The sequence below is a fragment of the Gilliamella sp. Nev6-6 genome (genome assembly GCF_001690605.1).
In the GTDB taxonomy this organism is placed as follows: domain Bacteria; phylum Pseudomonadota; class Gammaproteobacteria; order Enterobacterales; family Orbaceae; genus Gilliamella; species Gilliamella apicola_C.
Genome location: NZ_LZHP01000001.1, coordinates 23,771 through 43,563, shown reverse-complemented (window position 1 = coordinate 43,563; position 19,793 = coordinate 23,771). Strand labels below are relative to the sequence as shown.

Below are 19,793 nucleotides of genomic sequence, written 5' to 3'. Positions count from 1 at the left end.
GCTTTTGGCATCTATTGTATTTTTATTATTAACTTAAAAAGCGTACAATTATTAATAATTTTCGGTATTAACTGTTGTTAAAATTTGTTATTTAGGAGTAAGTATGAATATTTATAAAGATATTTTAGAAAATAGCTTATCAGGGGTCTCGCTAAGCTCATCAGTTAAGCAATTAACTTATGGCGAACTCCCTACTTTGGTTATTAACCATAAAACTTGTTGTGCAGCGGTGACATTACAAGGTGCACACTTGTTATTTTGGCAACCAATTAATGAGCAAACTCCGGTTATTTGGTTGAGCAACAAAACAAACTTTAAAAAAGGTGTGGCTATCCGCGGTGGCGTACCTGTTTGCTGGCCTTGGTTCGGTCAATCAGGAACGCCGTCTCACGGTTTTGCTCGTATTGTTGAATGGAATTTAGACTCTTGCACTGAAGATGAGCATGGTGTCGATCTTATTCTATCTCTCGTTAATAATCAACAGACAGAGCCTTATTGCAACAAACCTTTCACTGTATCACTAAACCTTCATTTAGGTAACACCTGTGAAGTTATTTTAAGTTGTTCGGGTGATTTTGATGTAACTAGCGCACTACATACTTATTTTGGTATCAATAATATTGAAGACGTTGTTGTCAAAGGACTAGGTGAAACCTATCAAGATCGATTAGCCGTTGAAAATAAACCTGCAAAAATAGGGCAATTGACTTTTAACCAAGAGGTTGATCGTATTTATACTAATGCTAGTGACCAAATAACTATCACAAATAGCACCCGAACAGTTCGATTAACTAATACTAATGTAAGTGATGTAGTAACATGGAATCCATGGGCAAATAAAGCTAAAACAATGAGTGATTTTGGTGATGACGAATATAAATCTATGGTTTGTGTCGAATCTGGTTGCATTACAACGCCATTGAAATTATCACCAAATAAAAAATCAACTTATGGTTTTAAAATAGAATTGATTTAAAAATTCACATTATACACTATAAGCACAATCAATGTTTTGCTCGATTGTAATATGATTATTTGATTGCGTTTATTGGGATAACACTCTATAATCTTGAGCACTTTATTTAAAGTGCAAGTTTGATAGCCAACTACTGGGTCGCCTGTAATTGGTTTTATTTTAAATCATTAAGAGAAATAAATATGTTTACATTTAAAGCTGAAGTTAGAAAAGAGCATGGTAAGGGTGCGAGCCGCCGCCTGCGTCACGCTGGTAAATTCCCAGCCATTATTTATGGCGGTACTGAACCTGCAATCGCTGTTGTACTTGATCACAACCAAATTTTTAATATGCAAGAAAAACCAGAATTTTATTCTGAAGTATTGACTATTGAAGTTGACGGAAAAGCAACTAAAGTAAAAGTACAAGCAGTACAACGTCATGCGTTTAAACCAAAATTAGTCCATATGGATTTTTTACGCGCATAATTTATTGATTGGAAAATTATCCAATTACTTGTTTTAAACAAAGGGTCACCGTGATGGTGACCTTTTTGTTTTCGAGTCAATAAAGGCTAATGCCTATTGTTATGATTTATCCTGTACACTGACTACCCAACATAATAGAATGATTACATTATACCATCGTAGGAGAGAACCATGTCTGATATCCCAGCTTGCGATTTAGTTATTTTTGGTGCTAAAGGGGATTTGACAAGACGTAAATTACTACCTTCTTTATACCAATTAGAAAAATATGGAAAACTACCTGAACAAACCAAGATTTTAGGTGTAGGACGTGCTGATTGGGATCACGCTGCTTATTGTGAGGTAGCAAAAGATGCCCTAACCTCATTTATGCCAGAGCCATTAGACGATAGTATTTGGCAACGATTCAGCCAACGATTAAATTTTCATAAACTAGATGTTAATGATTGCGCTGGATTTGAAACACTGAAAAATAAACTTGATTCAAACAACCCTGCTATTTTTTATTTTGCAATGCATCCAGGGGCTTTTGGTACTATTTGCCAAGGCTTAGCTGCTGCGGGATTAAACCAATTACAAAATAGAATTGTAATGGAAAAACCGCTTGGAACCGATCTAAAATCATCTTGCGAAATTAATGATTCAGTGGCTAAATTCTTTAATGAATCGCAAGTTTACCGTATTGATCACTACTTAGGTAAGGAATCTGTATTAAACCTATTAGCTTTACGCTTTGCAAATACGGTATTTGCGTCATTTTGGGATCGTAATTCTATTGATCATGTCGAAATTACTGTGGCTGAACAAGTTGGTATTGAAGGCCGCTGGGGGTATTTTGACAAAGCAGGGCAAATGCGCGACATGGTGCAAAATCATTTATTACAAATCTTAACTATGATTGCAATGTCACCACCAGCAAATCTTGAAGATGATAGTTTACGTAATGAAAAAATAGCCGTCCTTAATGCGCTTAGACCAATTGATAAAACGAATATTCGTGAAAAAGTAGTCCGGGGTCAATATACAGCAGGCTTTGTTAATGGCGTTAATGTCCCAGGTTATTTAGAAGAAGATGGCGCTAATCAAAAAAGCAATACCGAGACATTTGTTGCCATTCGCGTTGACATTGATAACTGGCGTTGGGCAGGTGTTCCTTTTTATTTACGCACAGGCAAACGCTTACCAAGTAAATGTTCTGAAGTTGTTGTCTATTTCAAACCGTTACCGCTTAACCTTTTTAGTGAATCTTATCCAGAATTACCGCAAAATAAATTGACTATTCGTCTACAACCTGATGAAGGTATGGATATTGAGATTCTAAATAAAATACCAGGTTTAGATAGCACTCACAATTTGCAAACCACTAAGCTTGATTTAAGTTTTAGCGAAACCTTTCATCAACAAAGTGCTGATGCATATGAACGTTTACTACTTGAAGTTATGCGTGGTCGCCAAGCATTATTTGTTCATCGTGATGAAGTTGAGGCAGCATGGAAATGGGTCGATTCAATTGTTAGAGCGTGGGAGTTAGACAATGAACAGCCAAAAACTTACCAAGCCGGAACTTGGGGACCTGTAGCATCAGTTGCATTGATTACTAAAGATGGGCATTCATGGCACGAATTCTAATAAAGGAAAATAAAATATGTTTACGTTAAATAAATATGAGAATAATCAGTTATTGATTGAAGATTTAACCTCACATATAGTCAACAAGTTAAAACAGGCGATTGAACAAAAAGGCCATGCTTCCATTGCTGTTTCAGGGGGTAAAACACCAATTCCACTTTTTGCTTTACTCAGCCAACAAGATATGGAGTGGAGCCGAGTTTTTATTACGTTAGTTGATGATAGATGGGTGGATAATACTGATGATGCCAGTAACGAAAAGCTTGTAATAGCTCATTTATTACAAAACAATGCAAAAGTGGCTAATTTTGTTGGCTTGAAGAATAATTGTGATAATCCATTTAATGGAGCAGAAATTACTGAAAAGATGCTAGATAAAATTCCAATGCCATTTGATGTAATAATTTTAGGCATGGGAGAAGATGGACACACTGCTTCATTATTTCCTGGTGCAGCTAATTTGGCAACGGGTTTAGATATGAAATCCGGTCGAAAAGTTGTGGGTATGACACCATTAACCGCGCCACTTGATCGTATAACATTAACACTGCCAACTATTTTAAATAGTAAAAACATATACTTGCATTTAGTAGGAGAAAGCAAAATGCATGTGTTAGAACAAGCTGAAAAAGGTAATGATGTTAACCAAATGCCGATTCGTGCTATCTTGCAACAAGATAAAGTTAATGTCACTGCTTTTTGGGCTGCATCTTAAAATTTCTTCGTTTTTATTTGCCGGTTTATATCTCCGGCAAATCTTTTCACTATGCCTTTTTAGTATAAATTAATTAATCAAATATCTATTATTTTGCGAACTTTTGTGGTAAAAAGTGGGGTTAAGTGGTAAAAAAGAGGTACTTTATTAGCTTATTGATTTTATTAATTAAAAATTAGCTAAGATTTATAGATAATGGTGCTTTTATGTTTAGCGGTGCAATTTCAATCAATTTAGATAATAAAGGGCGGTTAGCTATTCCTACTCGCTACCGTGAATCTTTATCTAAAAGCATGGTTTGCACCATTGGCTTATACCACCCTTGTTTGACGCTTTATTCAATGCCTGAATGGCAAACGATCGAACAGCAACTTGCTACATTATCAACAATAGTTGAAGCTGAACGTAGAATTAAACGATTGTTATTGGGTTATGCAACTGAATGCATGATGGATAATTCTGGGCGAATTTTATTGCCATCTACACTACGGGCTTATGCAAAATTGGAAAAAAATACAATGCTTGTTGGTCAATCGAATAAATTCGAGATCTGGGATGAGACAATTTGGTATCAACAAATTCGTGATGATATTACTGCATTATCAACAGATATTGAAAACTTGTCAGATAATTTGAAAATGTTAACTATTTAATAAGAGCAAAAGATTGATGGATTATCAACATACAACGGTTTTATTAAACGAAGCTGTACAAGCATTAAATATAAAAAAAGATGGCATTTATGTTGATGGTACATTTGGGCGAGGTGGGCACTCTCGCTTAATACTTGAACAACTTGGTGCACAAGGACGATTGATTGCTATCGATCGTGATGAACGTGCTGAAGAAACTGCTTTAGAAATAATTGATCCTAGATTTACTTTTATTCGTGGTGAATTTTCAAATATATATGAGTATATTAATCAGTTAGCATTATTAGGTAAAATTGACGGTATTTTGTTAGACCTTGGTGTTTCATCACCACAACTTGATGATCCTGAAAGAGGATTCTCTTTTATGCGTGATGGACCTTTAGATATGCGAATGAATAACCAAAAAGGTTTAACTGCAAGTGAATGGTTACTAAACAGTGATGAAAACGATATTGCATGGGTGTTAAAAACATTTGGTGAAGAAAAATTTGCCAAACGTATTGCACATGCGATCGTCGAGCAAAATAAGATTTCACCCATTACTCGTACTCTGGAATTGGCTAAGCTAATTGAAAAAGCGACACCCAAAAAAGATAAAAATAAGCATCCTGCTACACGCAGTTTTCAAGCTATACGTATTTATATTAATAGTGAGTTAGAAGAAGTTGAGCAAGCATTAAATAGCAGCTTGTCGGTTCTTGCCAATCATGGCAGGCTTGCGGTTATTAGCTTTCATTCTTTAGAAGATAGAATTGTAAAGCAATTTATTAGCAAACAGAGTAAAGGCCCAGATTTACCCGCTCGATTACCATTAACAGAACAACAAATTAAACAATATGGCGGTGCTAGATTAAAATCACTCGGTAAAATTAAACCGAATACAATTGAAATTAATAATAACCCGCGCTCTCGAAGCGCAATATTAAGGGTAGCAGAAAGGAAACATGAATAGCCACCAACTCAATGATGCTTTTCGAGATAACATCTATATTGATAAAGATATTCAAAAAAAGCCAAATAAAAGCTTATTTGGCTTAATTATTGGCGATTTGTTTGGCCATCAAAAAATTTCATTATTATTACTTGTAATGATTATTATCTCTGCTGGTGCTGTATTAATAACAACGCAACAGGTTCGTAAACAGCTATTTGAGCGTGAGCAACTTTTATTAGAACAAGATGTATTAGAAAGTGAATGGCGGAACCTAATTATTGAAGAAAATGTACTTGCAGAGCCCAAGCGTATTGAAGAGAAAGCTAAGATTCAATTAGGTATGTCTTATGTAACACCACAAAATGAAACAGTTATTGTGATAAAGAGTAAATAATGAAGCCTGTTACTAAACATAAAAAAGATAAAACTAAAAAGGCAATAAAAACAAATAAGTTGAATAGTAAAAAACAATTTTTTACTCCAAGCCGTTTTTATATTGTATGTACTCTTATTATTTTTGCGGTTATTAGCCTTATTGTTCGAATGGCATTATTACAAATTATTGAGCCAGACAAGCTCATTGCTGAAGGTAATAAACGCTCGATACGTCATCAAGAAATGGATGCGCCAAGAGCTATGATAACTGACCGCCATGGCCGAGCATTAGCTGTAAGTGTGCCAATGTTTGATATATGGGCAGATCCTAAAATCGTTGTACAAAAAGGCGGAGTTAAAGCAGATGATATCAGGTGGCAAGGCCTAGCTAAAACGTTGAATATTCCAATGTCGACACTAGAGCAAAAACTAGGTAATGCATCAATGCGATTTGTTTATTTATCCAGACAAGTAACACCAACTATATCTGATTATTTAAAAAAGCTAAAATTACCAGGGATATCATTTGCCAAAACATCCAAACGTTATTATCCTGCGGCAGAAAATATAGCTCAACTAATTGGTTTAACAGACATTGATGAAAATGGCGCTGAAAAGGGTTCTGAAGGCATTGAAAAAAGCTTTAATAAGTGGTTAATTGGTGAATCAGGGCAAAGAATTGTAAGACGAGATCGAGTCGGTCGTGTTATTGAAGAATTAGAACGAACAGAAAGTGAAACAGCTGCAGACTTAACACTCAGCATAGACGAGCGTTTACAATCGTTGGTATATACCGAGCTTAGCCAAGCTGTTGAATTTAACAAAGCAGACAGTGGAACAGCAGTATTAGTTGATGTGCACACTGGCGAGATTTTAGCAATGGCAACCAGCCCATCTTATAACCCGAATAATCGTTCATCGCTTGATTATAATTTATTGAGAAATAGGGCTGTTACAGATGCGTTTGAACCAGGCTCGACTGTTAAACCTTTAGTAGTAATGGCTGCTTTAGAAAAGAAAATTGCCAATTTAAATACGATTATTGACACAAGACCATTTTATGTCAATCGCTATGAAATTAAAGATGTGTCATATCAAAAATCACTAAATTTGGCTGGTATATTAGAAAAATCCAGTAATGTTGGCGTAAGTAAACTTGCCTTACAAATGCAGCAAGGTGATCTTGTAGAATTCTATAGTCGTTTTGGGTTAGGCCAGCCAACAGAATTAGGTTTAGGTGGCGAAGTCAGTGGTTCAATTGCAGCGGATAGAACAAGAAAATGGGCTGATATTGAACGAGCTACATTTGCGTTTGGGTATGGGCTAAGAGTTACACCATTACAGTTAGCTAGGGCTTATGCGACTATCGGTAGTTATGGTATTTATCGACCAGTAACAATTTTAAAGGCCACCGAACCTGTTAAAGGCAAACGTGTTGTTTCTGAAAAAGATGCAAAAACAGTTGTTCAATTAATGGAAGCTGTAGCGGTTACTGGTGGCGGTACGAAGGCATCCGTCCCTGGTTACAGTGTTGCGGTTAAAACAGGAACTGCAAAAAAATTATCTGGTGGCCGGTATGTTAATCAATATCTGGCTTATACAGCAGGTATTGCCCCTGCAACAGGGCCAAAATATTCTCTTGTGGTTGTTATTGATAATCCTAAAGCTGGTCAGTATTATGGTGGCTCAGTCTCTGCCCCTGTTTTTAGTCGCATTATGGGAGGTGTTCTTAGAACAATGAATGTAAAACCAGATCGCCAAATTGATGGCCAAATGATTATTTATTAATAGGTGGAAAATAATGACTACAAGTTCTTTTTATACATTATTTGAGCTATTAGGTGGAGGTGGAAGTCGAAATCTAAAATTAGACAATTTTTCACTTAATCATTTGTGTATTGATAGTCGTAAAGTGAAAAAAAATGATGTATTTGTTGCTATCAAAGGGCATGCCGTTGACGGTCGAACATTTATTCCACAAGCTATTGCTGCTGGTGCTGCTGTTGTCTTGATCGAAACAAAAAGAAAATCAAATGACTTAAAAATTGATTATCTTAAGCAAAACAATAAATCTGTCATTCCACAAATAAGTGTTTTTCAACTTTCACAACGTTTATCATTAATTGCTAATGATTTTTATCATACCCCTTCAAAAAAATTATCCGTTATTGGTGTGACAGGAACGAATGGAAAAACAACCGTTAGCCAGCTTATTGCTCAATGTACAACATTATTGAATGAGAAAACAGCAATAATGGGGACTATTGGTAATGGCATTTATAATCAACTTGAACCATCTATCAATACGACGGCATCTGCAATAGATATACAAACATTATTAGCTAATTTTGTAAAAAAACAGGTGAAAATTGTAGCCATGGAGATTTCTTCTCATGGGCTTGCAATGGATCGTGTTAAAGGACTAAATTGTGCTGCCACCGTATTTACCAACCTAAGTCGCGATCATCTCGATTACCATAAAACCATGGGGAAGTACGCCAAAGCAAAATGGTCGCTATTTAGTCCTGATGAAAAAGAAAAACAAGTTTTAACCGCTGGTAAATCAATTATTAATTATGATGATAAATATGGAAAAAGATGGATTGAAAAGCTTACGCAAGTGACAGCTGTCTCATGCCAACCGAAATCATTACGGCAATTGAAAGCATTAAATATACCTTATGTTGGCGTTTCTATGATTGATTATCACGACAAAGGCGCCAAAATTTATATGGAGTCAAGTTGGGGGAACGCCATTATTAATAGTCGGCTACTAGGTGAGTTTAACGTTTCTAATTTGTTATTAGCGATAGCTACACTTTTAACATTGAATTTTCCATTTTTTGCTGTAGTTAATATGGCCGCTTTTTTGAACCCCATTTGTGGGCGAATGGAGGTGTTACACGTAAAAAATAGTCCAACGGTTATTGTTGACTATGCGCATACTCCAGACGCATTACAAAAAGCCTTACAAGCAAGCCGAATACATTGTAAAGGTTCTTTATGGGTGATTTTTGGCTGTGGTGGAGATAGGGATACGGGTAAAAGGCCTTTAATGGCTAAAATAGCAGAACAATTTGCCGATAAGATTGTTCTGACAAATGACAATCCACGAACAGAAAACGAGATGAAAATTATTCATGACATTGAGCAAGGCTTAGTAAGTAAAAAAAATGTACAAGTTGTTACTGACAGAGTACAAGCGATAACCCAAACGCTTGCTCAAGCAAATATTAATGATGTGATATTGATTGCTGGAAAAGGGCATGAAGATTATCAAATTGTGGATAAAACTAAATATCATTACTCAGATCAAGAAACAGTCAAAAGACTTTTAGGAGTTGAAAGTCAATCATGATCCCATTAAAAATCGAACAATTAAAAAAAATTGTGGATGGTAAATTTTATCATATCCAAAACGAAAGTATTATGATTGATACTATTTGCACTGATTCACGAAAACTAACTGAAAAATCATTGTTTATCGCCTTAGTAGGTGATAGTTTTGATGGGCATGAATTTGCCCAACAAGCCATTCAAAATGGTGCTATTGCTGTGGTTGTCAATCGTAAACTCGATTGTCTAATACCGCAAATTGTCGTTGATGATACACGCCAAGCGTTAGGTAAAATTGCTTCATTTATTCGCCAACAAAGTCAAGCAAAAATTGTCGCATTAACAGGTTCTTCTGGCAAAACTTCTGTTAAAGAGATGACAGCTGCAATTTTAGGCAATTGTGGCCAAACACTTTATACTCAAGGGAATTTTAATAATGATATTGGTGTTCCACTTACCTTATTTCGATTAACTCCCCAAGACAATTTTGCTGTAATAGAATTAGGTGCTAACCATATTGGCGAAATTGCTTATACTACAAATATTGTTAAGCCACAAAGTGCTTTAATTAATAATATTGCTGAAGCTCATATTGAGGGATTTGGCTCGCTTGAAGGTGTAGCAAAAGCTAAGGGTGAAATCTTTCAAGGCTTGCCCAAAGATGGCATCGCTATTATTAATTTAGATAGTTATTCGGATAAATGGTTTACTCAACTGATAAATAAAACAATTTGGACTTTCTCATTGGCTAACCCATCAGCTGATTTTTATGCCAGCAATATTACATATGCTCAAAACACTACTTTTATGTTACATACTCCTAAAAGCGAATGTGAAATTAAGTTACCACTAATTGGGCAACATAATATTTCAAATGCGATTGCAGCCTCCGCTTTGGCGATCTCTGTTGGCGCAACGTTCAACCAGATTCAGCAAGGTTTAGCCACCTTAAAACCAGTAAAAGGCCGGTTATTTCCAATCAAGCTAAATCAAACCCAATTAATTTGGGATGATACTTATAATGCCAATGTTGGTTCAATGTCTGCGGCAGTTAAAGTTTTGGCAAAGCAGCCTGGGTATCGAATTTTAGTGGTTGGTGATATGGGGGAATTAGGATGCGAAGCAGAAAAATATCATCGGCAAATAGGTGAACTTGCTCATGATGAAAAACTTGATTGTGTCGTAAGTGTTGGCAAATTAAGTCAATTTATTAGCCAATATAGTGGTGTAGGTCACCATTTTAATAATAAACAAGATGCAGTAAATTATCTATTAATGTTATTACGTCAATATCCAACTTTAACTATGCTGGTTAAGGGATCGCGTAGTGCCAAAATGGAAGAAATTATTGAAAAAATTCAAATTGAACAGCTGAAAATGAATCAGGATTAAAATTATGTTTGTGTGGATATCAGAATATTTAGTTAAACATTTTACCTTTTTTAATGTTATCTCTTATTTAACAGTAAGAGCCATTTTAGGTCTATTAACCTCGCTAGCTATTTCATTATTTATGGGACAAAAAGTTATTGATTGGTTGCAAAAACTACAGATAGGACAGGTGATTCGTAATGATGGACCTGAATCCCATTTAAGTAAAAAAGGAACGCCAACTATGGGGGGAACGCTTATTTTAGCCTCCATTTTATTATCGGTGTTGTTATGGGCAGATCTTCGTAATCCTTATATATGGATTACCTTATTTGTGTTAATGGGCTATGGCATTATTGGTTTTACTGATGATTATTTAAAAGTCATTCGTAAAAATAGTGCTGGTCTTATTGCTAGATGGAAATACTTTTGGCAATCAGTCATTGCGTTAATTGTCGCTTTTGGTCTTTACGTTTATGGAAAAGATAGCGCAGCAACAGTACTTGTTGTGCCATTTTTTAAAGAGGTGATGCCTCAATTGGGTTTATGGTTTATCTTGTTAACTTATGTTGTTATTGTCGGTGCAGGTAATGCCGTTAATTTAACGGATGGACTTGATGGACTCGCCATTATGCCAACTGTTTTTGTTGCAGCTGGTTTTACCCTTGTCGCTTGGGCTACTGGCAATGTCAATTTTGCCGCCTATTTAAATATCCCTTATATTAAATTTAGTGGTGAATTGATGATTGTCTGCATGGCAATTATTGGCGCGGGACTTGGTTTTTTATGGTTTAACACATATCCTGCAATGGTTTTTATGGGCGACGTTGGCTCTCTAGCTTTAGGCGGGGTGTTTGGTATTATTGCTGTGTTATTACGACAAGAATTTTTATTACTCATTATGGGAGGGATCTTTGTTATCGAAACGCTCTCTGTTATTTTGCAAGTTGGATCGTTTAAATTACGTGGTAAAAGAGTTTTCCGTATGGCACCCATTCATCATCACTATGAATTAAAAGGTTGGCCAGAACCGCGTGTTATTGTACGTTTTTGGATAATTTCATTAATGTTAGTTGTAATAGGTTTATTAACTTTGAAGTTACGTTAATAAACAATACTAGGATTGAATTATGGTTAGCTATCAAGGCAAAAAAGTCGTTATTGTTGGTTTAGGTATCACAGGTCTTTCATGTATTAACTATTTTCTTGCTCAAAATGTTATACCTAAAGTTATCGATACTCGTTTATCCCCATCAGGCTTAGAGCAACTAGACAAACGCGTTGTTTATCATTTAGGTGAATTAAATATTGATTGGTTGCTAGATGCTGATTTAATAATTGCAAGCCCAGGCGTTGCTTTAGCTACACCTGAACTACAACTAGCAGCTAAAAAAGGAATTGAAATTATTGGGGATATAGAGCTATTTTGTCGCGAAATAAATCAACAAAATAATAAACAGATCGTGGCAATCACTGGAGCAAATGGTAAAACAACTGTAACAACATTAGTTGGTGAAATCATTGCATCAACAGGCACTAAAGTTGCTTTTGGGGGAAATATTGGACAACCTGCATTATCGTTATTGAACCAAGATTACGCTGTATATGTTCTTGAACTATCAAGTTTTCAACTAGAAACAACTTATAGTTTACAAGCTACCGTTGCAACAATTTTAAATATTTCACAAGACCATATGGATCGCTATCCTTTTGGTCTAATGCAATATGTCGAGGCGAAGCAACGTATTTACCATAACGCTAAATATTGTGTGATTAATTATGATGATGAGCTAACTACTCCAACAAATAAACAAAGTAATTGTGTTTCATTTGGTGTGACTAAAGGCGATTATCATTTAGATCAACACTGTGAGCATCTTATAGCACAAGAGCAGGACGTATTAGCAACAAAAACCATGAAATTAACTGGGTGCCATAATTATCTTAATGCGCTGGCAGCTTTAGCAATAGCCGATAAATTAAAGATTCCACGAAAATCAAGCATAGCAACAATCGCATCATTCCATGGATTACCTCACCGTTTTGAGTTAGTGCTGGAAAAAAATGGAGTGAAATGGATTAATGACTCTAAAGCAACTAATGTAGGTAGCACTGCAGCTGCTTTAAACAGTATTGTTTGCAAAGGAAAATTATTTTTATTACTAGGTGGCGATGGAAAATCAGCTGATTTTTCGCCACTTATTCCTTATTTACAAAATAGAAACCTGGAGGTTTTCTGCTTTGGGCGAGATCGCTATTTACTAGGTAAACTAGCTGCCAATATAACAACAATCACCGAAACCATGGCGGAATCTGTAAAAATTATTGCTCAAAAAGTGGAACCCAACGATGTGGTTTTACTTTCCCCTGCTTGTGCAAGTTTAGATCAGTTTAAAAATTATATTGAACGCGGAAAGCGATTTGCACAACTTGCTGCACAATATGCTCAAGGAAATGAAAAATGACATTTTTTGGGCTAAAAAAACAAGTGAATCCACATATACCATTTGATAATCAATTACTTTGGACTGTGCTTGGTTTAATGATATTTGGTTTGATCATGGTGACATCGTCTTCAATGTCATTTAATGAAAGTAATCCGTTCTTTTATACACAACGAGAGCTTATTCAGTTAGGATTATCGTTATTTTTAATGTTTATTACATTATATATTCCAATGCAACGTTGGCAACAGTTTGGGTCAATATTACTAATTATTGCTATTATTATGTTGATTGTTGTGCTAGGCATTGGTTCTTCGATTAATGGTGCGTCTCGCTGGATACCTTTAGGTGTATTCAATTTTCAACCAGCCGAGCTTTCAAAATTAGCACTATTTTTATTTTTAGCGGGTTATTTATCACGTAAATCCGACGAGGTACAAAGTGGCTTTTGGGGCTTTTTTAAACCCATGGTTGTTATGGCAATACTCTCGGTATTATTACTTAAACAACCCGATCTAGGTACTGTTATTGTTTTATTTATGGTGACTATTGGTATCTTATTTATTGCTGGAGCCCAATTGTGGCAATTTATCGCTATTTTACTAACGGGTGTTGGTACAGTGATTTGTTTGATCTTATATGAGTCTTACCGTTTAACACGGTTATTAACTTTTCTTGACCCTTGGCAAGATGCAACGGGTTCAGGCTATCAATTAGTTGCTTCATTAATGGCAATAGGTAATGGCGGCATTACTGGACAAGGTATGGGAAATTCTATCTTAAAATTAGGCTATTTACCCGAATGCCATACTGATTTTATTTTTTCAATCATTTCAGAAGAGTATGGATATATAGGCGTAGTTGCTTTGTTGTCATTGCTTTTCTTTTTGACATTTAAAGCACTTGCAATTGGTTATCGTGCGCTTAATGATGGATCATTATTTTCAGGCTATTTAGCCTGTGAAATAGGTATCTGGTTTGGATTCCAAACATTTGTTAATGTTGGTGTTACATCAGGTATGTTACCAACTAAAGGATTAACATTACCATTTATTAGTTATGGTGGTTCAAGCCTTATTGTGATGAGTATTGCAGTTGCAATATTACTTAGGATAGATTTTGAATTTAGACAACAACAAGCGCAAGCAAGAATAAGGTTAATAAAATAATGAAAAAATTATTAGTTATGGCAGGGGGAACTGGTGGGCATGTTTTTCCCGGTATTGCTGTTGCGCATTATTTAATGAAGCAAGGCTGGCAAGTAAGATGGTTAGGCACCGCCGATAGAATGGAAGCACACCTAGTTCCTGAAAATGGTATTGATATTGATTTTATCGAAATATCAGGGCTACGCGGAAAAGGTATTATCGCATTGTTAAAAGCACCTTATAAAATTTTAAAAGCTGTTTTACAGGCGCGGAAAATTTTAAAAAACTATCGCCCCGATGTAGTTCTTGGAATGGGAGGATATGTTTCAGGTCCTGGAGGAATAGCAGCAAAAACACTTGGCATCCCTATTGTTTTACATGAACAAAATGGTATAGCGGGTTTAACCAACAAGTGGCTGGCTAAAATTGCAACTAAAGTTTTGCAAGCATTCCCAACAGCTTTCCCTAATGCTGAAGTTGTTGGCAATCCTGTGCGTAGTGAACTTTTAACTATTGCAAGACCTGAAGAAAGATTCAAAGATCGCCATGGACCAATTAGAATATTGGTCATGGGGGGAAGCCAAGGCGCAAAAGTTATTAATGATATAGTGCCTCAAGCGATAACAAAATTATCAGATAAATATGTAATATGGCACCAAACTGGTAAAGGAATGTTAAATTCAGTCACTGAATCTTATCAAGATTGTAATATGAAAAATAACAAAGTGACTGAATTTATCTCTGATGTTGCTGAGGCATATAATTGGGCAGATCTTGTAATTTGTCGGAGTGGCGCATTAACCGTTAGTGAAATTGAAATTGTTGGTATCGGTGCTATTTTTGTTCCGTTTATGCATAAAGATCGCCAACAATTTTGGAATGCAAAATCATTAGCAGATATAGGCGCAGCTAACATCATAGAACAACCAGATTTTAGCGCTGAATCCTTATCAAAACTATTACTAAATCTGAATCGCGACAAACTAATTGAAATGGCGATTAAAGCTAAAAGTTTATCTATTGTAAATTCCACTGAAAAAGTGGCGCAAACCCTTAATTCAGTGATAAAATAATAAAATTATAATATGAATTTATGTAATAATTCTGTTAAAAAGTTTCAAGTTAGGCGTATGTTTGAGTCAATAAATTGTTTGAACTAAAAATAACAGATATAAAAATGTTCAATGATGATATGACGCTGTGCACTATGCAATGAAAAAATAATTAGGAGTTCAATAGTGAATACAAGGGAATTAGCAGAGTTAAGAGCAATTATTCCTGAAATGAAACGAGTAAAACATATTCACTTTGTGGGTATTGGTGGCGCGGGCATGGGGGGAATTGCTGAGGTTCTAGCTAATGAAGGATACAACATTAGCGGTTCAGATATTGCTGAAAATGCTGTGACTCAACACCTAGAAATATTAGGAGCAAAGATCGTTATTGGTCATGCCGCTGAAAATGTTATTAACGCCAGTGTTGTCGTTATATCTTCGGCTATTTCGCAGGATAACATTGAAGTAGTTGCTGCCCGTGAAGCTCGTATACCAGTCATTCAACGCGCTGAAATGTTAGCTGAATTGATGCGTTTTCGATATGGCATCGCTATTGCTGGCACGCATGGTAAAACCACGACAACAGCAATGGTTACCACTATTTATGCTGAAGCTAAACTGGATCCAACCTTTGTTAATGGTGGTTTAGTTAAGGCAGCAGGAGTACATGCCAAGCTAGGTAGTAGCCGTTATTTTATTGCAGAGGCAGATGAAAGTGATGCTTCATTTCTTCATTTGCAACCAATGGTATCTATTGTAACTAATATCGAACCTGACCATATGGATACTTACCAAGGCAGTATTGAAAATCTTAAACAAACATTTGTTTCGTTTTTACGAAACCTGCCGTTTTATGGTTTAGCTATTATGTGTTATGACGATCCGATTAATCGTGAGTTATTACCGATTGTAGGACGAAAAGTCATTACTTATGGATTTGGTGAAGAAGCTGATGTCGTTATTAAAGATTATCGCCAAGAAAAAGGCATAAGCTATTATACTGTTTGCCGTCCAGAGCGGCCAGATTTACAAATCGAGTTAAATGCACCAGGTAAACATAATGCCTTAAACTCAGTAGCTGCAATTATTGCTGCCACTGAAGATGGCATTGATGATGAATCGATTATAAATGCATTAGCTAAATTTGCAGGTACCAGTAGGCGTTTTGATTTATTAGGTGTTTTTCCTCATGCCAATGGTGGGGATATTATGATGGTTGATGATTATGGGCATCATCCAAGTGAGGTTAATGCAACAATCCAAGCGGCAAGAAATGGTTGGCCTGAACGAAGGCTTGTGTTGTTATTTCAACCACACCGATATACGCGCACTCGCGATTTATTTGATGATTTTGCGCAAGTACTTTCTCAAGTTGATGCTCTTGTGATGTTAGATGTCTATCCTGCTGGAGAGCAACCCATTGCCGGGGCTGATAGCCGCTCTTTATGCCGAACAATTCGTAATCGAGGTAAAGTTGATCCAATTTATATCTCTGATTTAGTTTTATTACCTGAAATTATGCAAGAAGTATTACAAGGTGGAGATTTATTAATTACACAAGGCGCAGGTAGTGTTGGTCGTATTGCTCGCCAATTAGCTAAAACTCAATTATCTTCAAAAGAGGCTTTATAAAAATGGTTGATAAAGTTGCTGTATTATATGGTGGTACCTCTTCTGAGCGTGAAGTATCGCTTAAGTCAGGTAAAGCTGTATGTGCAGGATTATTGGCAAATGGTGTTGATGCGCATCTTATTGATACTAAATATCACTCTATCACTAATTTAAAAGCGGAGGGTTACACAAAGGCTTTTGTTATCCTTCATGGACGTGGAGGTGAAGATGGTATTGCTCAAGCAATTTTGACTTATCAAAATATTCCTTATACAGGCAGTGATGTTTTGTCATCAGCATTAACCATGGATAAGCTAAAAACTAAATTGATTTGGAAATCGCTCAATTTACCTGTTGCTGATTACATCATGGTAGAAAAATCACAATCAATTGATACGGACTCTATTGTTAAACAACTTGGTTTACCGCTATTTGTTAAACCAATTCATGAGGGTTCTAGTGTCGGTATGGCTCGTGTTAATGAAGAATCTGAATTGAAATCAGCCATTGATGCCGCTTTTAAATATGATAGTGCAGTAATGGTTGAGTCATTTTTAGCTGGTCCAGAATTTACAGTATCCATTGTAGGTGAAGAGGTTTTACCGTCAATTCACATAAAACCTACTACCAAGTTTTATGATTATGATGCCAAATATCTATCTGACACTACCCAGTATTTTTGTCCAAGCGGTTTACCTAATGACAAAGAGCAAGAAATCCAAAAATTAGCATTAGATGCTTATAAAGCAGTTGGGTGCAGGGGCTGGGGAAGAGTTGATATCATGTTTGACGCTAATCAAAAACCATTCCTACTTGAGGTAAACACTGCACCAGGAATGACAGATCACAGCTTGGTACCTATGGCGGCAAAACAACATGGTTGGTCATTTAACGAACTTGTAGCCAAAATCTTAAATTTGGCAATTCTCTAATTGGCCTTATTTTATGAAACAAGTTCGGCAAGCAGCGCATAGAAGAGAAGAAAAAAATAAAAGGCGGTTGCTTATCTTTCGTAATACAGAACAATTTTTAGGTTTTTTGTTCTTTATTATGATTATTTTTATTAGCATTTGGGTGATTCAAAGCTTTAAGAATTGGATGGATGATCCCGAGCAAATGGTATTATCACAATTAACGTTAAGTGGGGAACACACCTATACAACTGAGGACGATCTTCGAAATGCGATTTTAGGATTAGGGTTGCCTAATACCTATATAGGACAAGATGTTAATGATATTCAACAAGAAATCATGCGATTTCCATGGGTTAAACAAACCAGTGTGCGAAAACAATGGCCTGATAGGCTAATTATTTATGTAGAAGAATATAAACCTGTGCTTTATTGGAATGATCTATTTTTACTTGATAAAAATGGCAATGTATTTAGTGTACCTCTTGACCGTATTGCCGAATTACAGTTACCTAGGCTATACGGTCCTGAGGGTAAAGCAAAAGCGGCGTTAGAAATTTATTCGAAATTAGAAGATATTTCTAAAAAATTGGCTAATAATGAGTTAGCATTACATATTAAAGTCGCTATAACTGATGAACGTAATGCATGGCAATTAATGATAAAACAATGTATATCTGGTTTTTGCCTTGAAAATCAAGAAATAAAATTATTGTTAGGTAGCGAAAAGATTGAACAGCGATATCAACAATTTATTAAATTATTTCCAGAAATTCAATCAAGAGTGCCTGAAAATGAAAGAATAACGGTAGCTGATTTACGTTACGAAAATGGTATTTCAGTACAAAGAGAAAAAATAATGCTGTAAGGAATAAATTAAGGCTGAAGTATGAAAGCAACAGAAAAAAAATTGGTCGTTGGATTAGAGGTTGGCACATCCAAAGTGCTTGCTCTTGTTGGTGAAGTTCTTCCTGATGGTATTGTCAATATCATTGGCGTGGGGCACTGCCCATCAAAAGGTGTTGATAAAGGTGGTGTAAACGATCTTGAGTCTGTAGTGAAATCAATCCAGCGAGCGGTTGATCAAGCTGAACTAATGGCAGATTGCCAAATATCCTCAGTATATTTAAGCCTTTCTGGTAAACATATCCGGTGCCAAAATGAAATAGGAATGGTGCCAATAGCCGACGAAGAAGTCACAGCAGAGGACGTAGATAATGTTGTTCATACAGCAAAATCAGTCAGAATTTTAGATGAACACCGTATTTTACACGTCATTGCACAAGAATATTCTATTGATTTACAAGAAGGTATTAAAAATCCCGTTGGTTTATCTGGAGTAAGGATGAAAGCCAAAGTTCACTTAATTACTTGTCATAATGATATGGCTAGAAATATTGTGAAAGCAGTTGAACGTTGCGGATTAAAAGTAGATCAGCTTATTTTTTCTGGATTAGCTTCCAGCTATGCAGTTTTAACTGATGATGAAAAAGAATTAGGTGTTTGCGTAATAGACATCGGTGGCGGTACAATGGATGTGACAGTCTATACTGACGGTGCATTACGTCATTCTGTTGTAATCCCTTATGCCGGCAATGTTGTTACCAGCGATATTGCATATGCGTTTGGTGCACCACCTATGGATGCAGAAAACATTAAGATTCGTTATGGGTGTGCTGTAGGTTCGTTAGTGGGTAAAGATGAGGTTATTGATGTGCCAAGTGTAGGAGGAAGGCCGTCTCGTTCATTGCAACGACAGACGCTTACCGATGTAATTGAACCACGCTATTCAGAACTTCTTGCATTGGTACAAAAAGAGTTACTTGTATTACAAGAAGAACTTAAGAAACAAAATATTAAATATCAATTAGCAGCAGGTATTGTTTTAACTGGTGGCGCATCTCAAATAAAAGGAATGGTAGAATGCGCTGAAAAAGTATTTAAAAACCAAGTACGTATTGGTCAGCCATTAAACATATCAGGATTAACCGATTATGTTCAAAAACCTTATTGTTCAACAACTATAGGGTTATTACATTATGGAAAACAAGATTTATTAAATGATGATGCTAAAGATAGCAATAAATCATCATTAAAAGGGATAGCTAAACGATTGACCGGATGGTTTAAAAAAGAATTTTAGCTAGTATATTTCAAGAACTTCGTGG

18 protein-coding genes are annotated in these 19,793 nt (G+C 35.9%); all 18 read left to right on the top strand.

The annotated features are described in order from the left end of the window. Positions 1-103 precede the first annotated feature (103 nt). The 18 genes from A9G42_RS00220 (at position 104) to ftsA (ending at position 19,768) form a co-directional block, all read left to right on the top strand. Positions 104-976, top strand: a complete 873-nt coding sequence (locus A9G42_RS00220; protein ID WP_065652297.1) for a D-hexose-6-phosphate mutarotase — start codon at positions 104-106, stop codon at positions 974-976. Positions 977-1,158: 182 nt separating this feature from the next. Continuing rightward, positions 1,159-1,443, top strand: a complete 285-nt coding sequence (rplY, locus tag A9G42_RS00215; protein ID WP_065582302.1) for a 50S ribosomal protein L25 — start codon at positions 1,159-1,161, stop codon at positions 1,441-1,443. Positions 1,444-1,614: 171 nt separating this feature from the next. Continuing rightward, positions 1,615-3,072, top strand: a complete 1,458-nt coding sequence (gene zwf / locus A9G42_RS00210; protein WP_065652296.1) for a glucose-6-phosphate dehydrogenase — start codon at positions 1,615-1,617, stop codon at positions 3,070-3,072. 16 nt (positions 3,073-3,088) lie between these two features. Then, positions 3,089-3,787: a 6-phosphogluconolactonase gene (gene pgl / locus A9G42_RS00205; RefSeq protein WP_065580739.1), complete on the top strand. Its 699-nt coding sequence runs from the start codon at positions 3,089-3,091 to the stop codon at positions 3,785-3,787. Between the two features lie 206 nt (positions 3,788-3,993). Beyond that, positions 3,994-4,440, top strand: coding sequence for a division/cell wall cluster transcriptional repressor MraZ (gene mraZ, locus A9G42_RS00200; RefSeq protein ID WP_065652295.1), 447 nt, complete (start codon positions 3,994-3,996; stop codon positions 4,438-4,440). Positions 4,441-4,456: 16 nt separating this feature from the next. Then, positions 4,457-5,392 (top strand): 16S rRNA (cytosine(1402)-N(4))-methyltransferase RsmH, encoded by a 936-nt coding sequence (gene rsmH / locus A9G42_RS00195; protein ID WP_065566558.1) that lies wholly within the window; start codon positions 4,457-4,459, stop codon positions 5,390-5,392. Next, positions 5,385-5,768 (top strand): cell division protein FtsL, encoded by a 384-nt coding sequence (ftsL, locus tag A9G42_RS00190; RefSeq protein WP_081297831.1) that lies wholly within the window; start codon positions 5,385-5,387, stop codon positions 5,766-5,768. The genes rsmH and ftsL overlap by 8 nt, the downstream gene beginning before the upstream one ends. Next, positions 5,768-7,537: a peptidoglycan glycosyltransferase FtsI gene (ftsI, locus tag A9G42_RS00185; RefSeq protein ID WP_065652294.1), complete on the top strand. Its 1,770-nt coding sequence runs from the start codon at positions 5,768-5,770 to the stop codon at positions 7,535-7,537. Before ftsL ends, ftsI begins: the two co-directional genes overlap by 1 nt. 13 nt (positions 7,538-7,550) lie before the next feature. After that, positions 7,551-9,107 carry a UDP-N-acetylmuramoyl-L-alanyl-D-glutamate--2,6-diaminopimelate ligase gene (gene murE / locus A9G42_RS00180; protein ID WP_065652293.1) on the top strand — a complete coding sequence of 519 codons (1,557 nt, stop codon included), beginning with the start codon at positions 7,551-7,553 and terminating at the stop codon, positions 9,105-9,107. Continuing rightward, positions 9,104-10,477, top strand: coding sequence for a UDP-N-acetylmuramoyl-tripeptide--D-alanyl-D-alanine ligase (murF, locus tag A9G42_RS00175; RefSeq protein ID WP_065652292.1), 1,374 nt, complete (start codon positions 9,104-9,106; stop codon positions 10,475-10,477). The genes murE and murF overlap by 4 nt, the downstream gene beginning before the upstream one ends. Before the next feature lie 4 nt (positions 10,478-10,481). Continuing rightward, the gene (mraY, locus tag A9G42_RS00170; RefSeq protein ID WP_065588189.1) at positions 10,482-11,564 is read left to right on the top strand and encodes a phospho-N-acetylmuramoyl-pentapeptide-transferase; all 1,083 of its coding nucleotides are present in this window, start codon (positions 10,482-10,484) and stop codon (positions 11,562-11,564) included. Positions 11,565-11,586: 22 nt separating this feature from the next. Then, positions 11,587-12,921: a UDP-N-acetylmuramoyl-L-alanine--D-glutamate ligase gene (murD, locus tag A9G42_RS00165; protein WP_065652291.1), complete on the top strand. Its 1,335-nt coding sequence runs from the start codon at positions 11,587-11,589 to the stop codon at positions 12,919-12,921. Continuing rightward, positions 12,918-14,069, top strand: coding sequence for a cell division protein FtsW (gene ftsW, locus A9G42_RS00160; protein WP_065581898.1), 1,152 nt, complete (start codon positions 12,918-12,920; stop codon positions 14,067-14,069). Before murD ends, ftsW begins: the two co-directional genes overlap by 4 nt. Beyond that, complete coding sequence (gene murG, locus A9G42_RS00155) at positions 14,069-15,121, top strand: undecaprenyldiphospho-muramoylpentapeptide beta-N-acetylglucosaminyltransferase (protein ID WP_065652290.1); 1,053 nt, start codon at positions 14,069-14,071, stop codon at positions 15,119-15,121. Before ftsW ends, murG begins: the two co-directional genes overlap by 1 nt. A gap of 165 nt (positions 15,122-15,286) precedes the next feature. Then, complete coding sequence (gene murC / locus A9G42_RS00150) at positions 15,287-16,735, top strand: UDP-N-acetylmuramate--L-alanine ligase (RefSeq protein ID WP_065652289.1); 1,449 nt, start codon at positions 15,287-15,289, stop codon at positions 16,733-16,735. Positions 16,736-16,737: 2 nt separating this feature from the next. After that, positions 16,738-17,646 (top strand): D-alanine--D-alanine ligase, encoded by a 909-nt coding sequence (locus A9G42_RS00145; RefSeq protein WP_065581895.1) that lies wholly within the window; start codon positions 16,738-16,740, stop codon positions 17,644-17,646. Positions 17,647-17,659: 13 nt separating this feature from the next. After that, positions 17,660-18,493, top strand: coding sequence for an FtsQ-type POTRA domain-containing protein (locus tag A9G42_RS00140; RefSeq protein WP_065581894.1), 834 nt, complete (start codon positions 17,660-17,662; stop codon positions 18,491-18,493). Between the two features lie 21 nt (positions 18,494-18,514). After that, positions 18,515-19,768 carry a cell division protein FtsA gene (gene ftsA, locus A9G42_RS00135; protein ID WP_065566547.1) on the top strand — a complete coding sequence of 418 codons (1,254 nt, stop codon included), beginning with the start codon at positions 18,515-18,517 and terminating at the stop codon, positions 19,766-19,768. Positions 19,769-19,793: the final 25 nt, after the last annotated feature.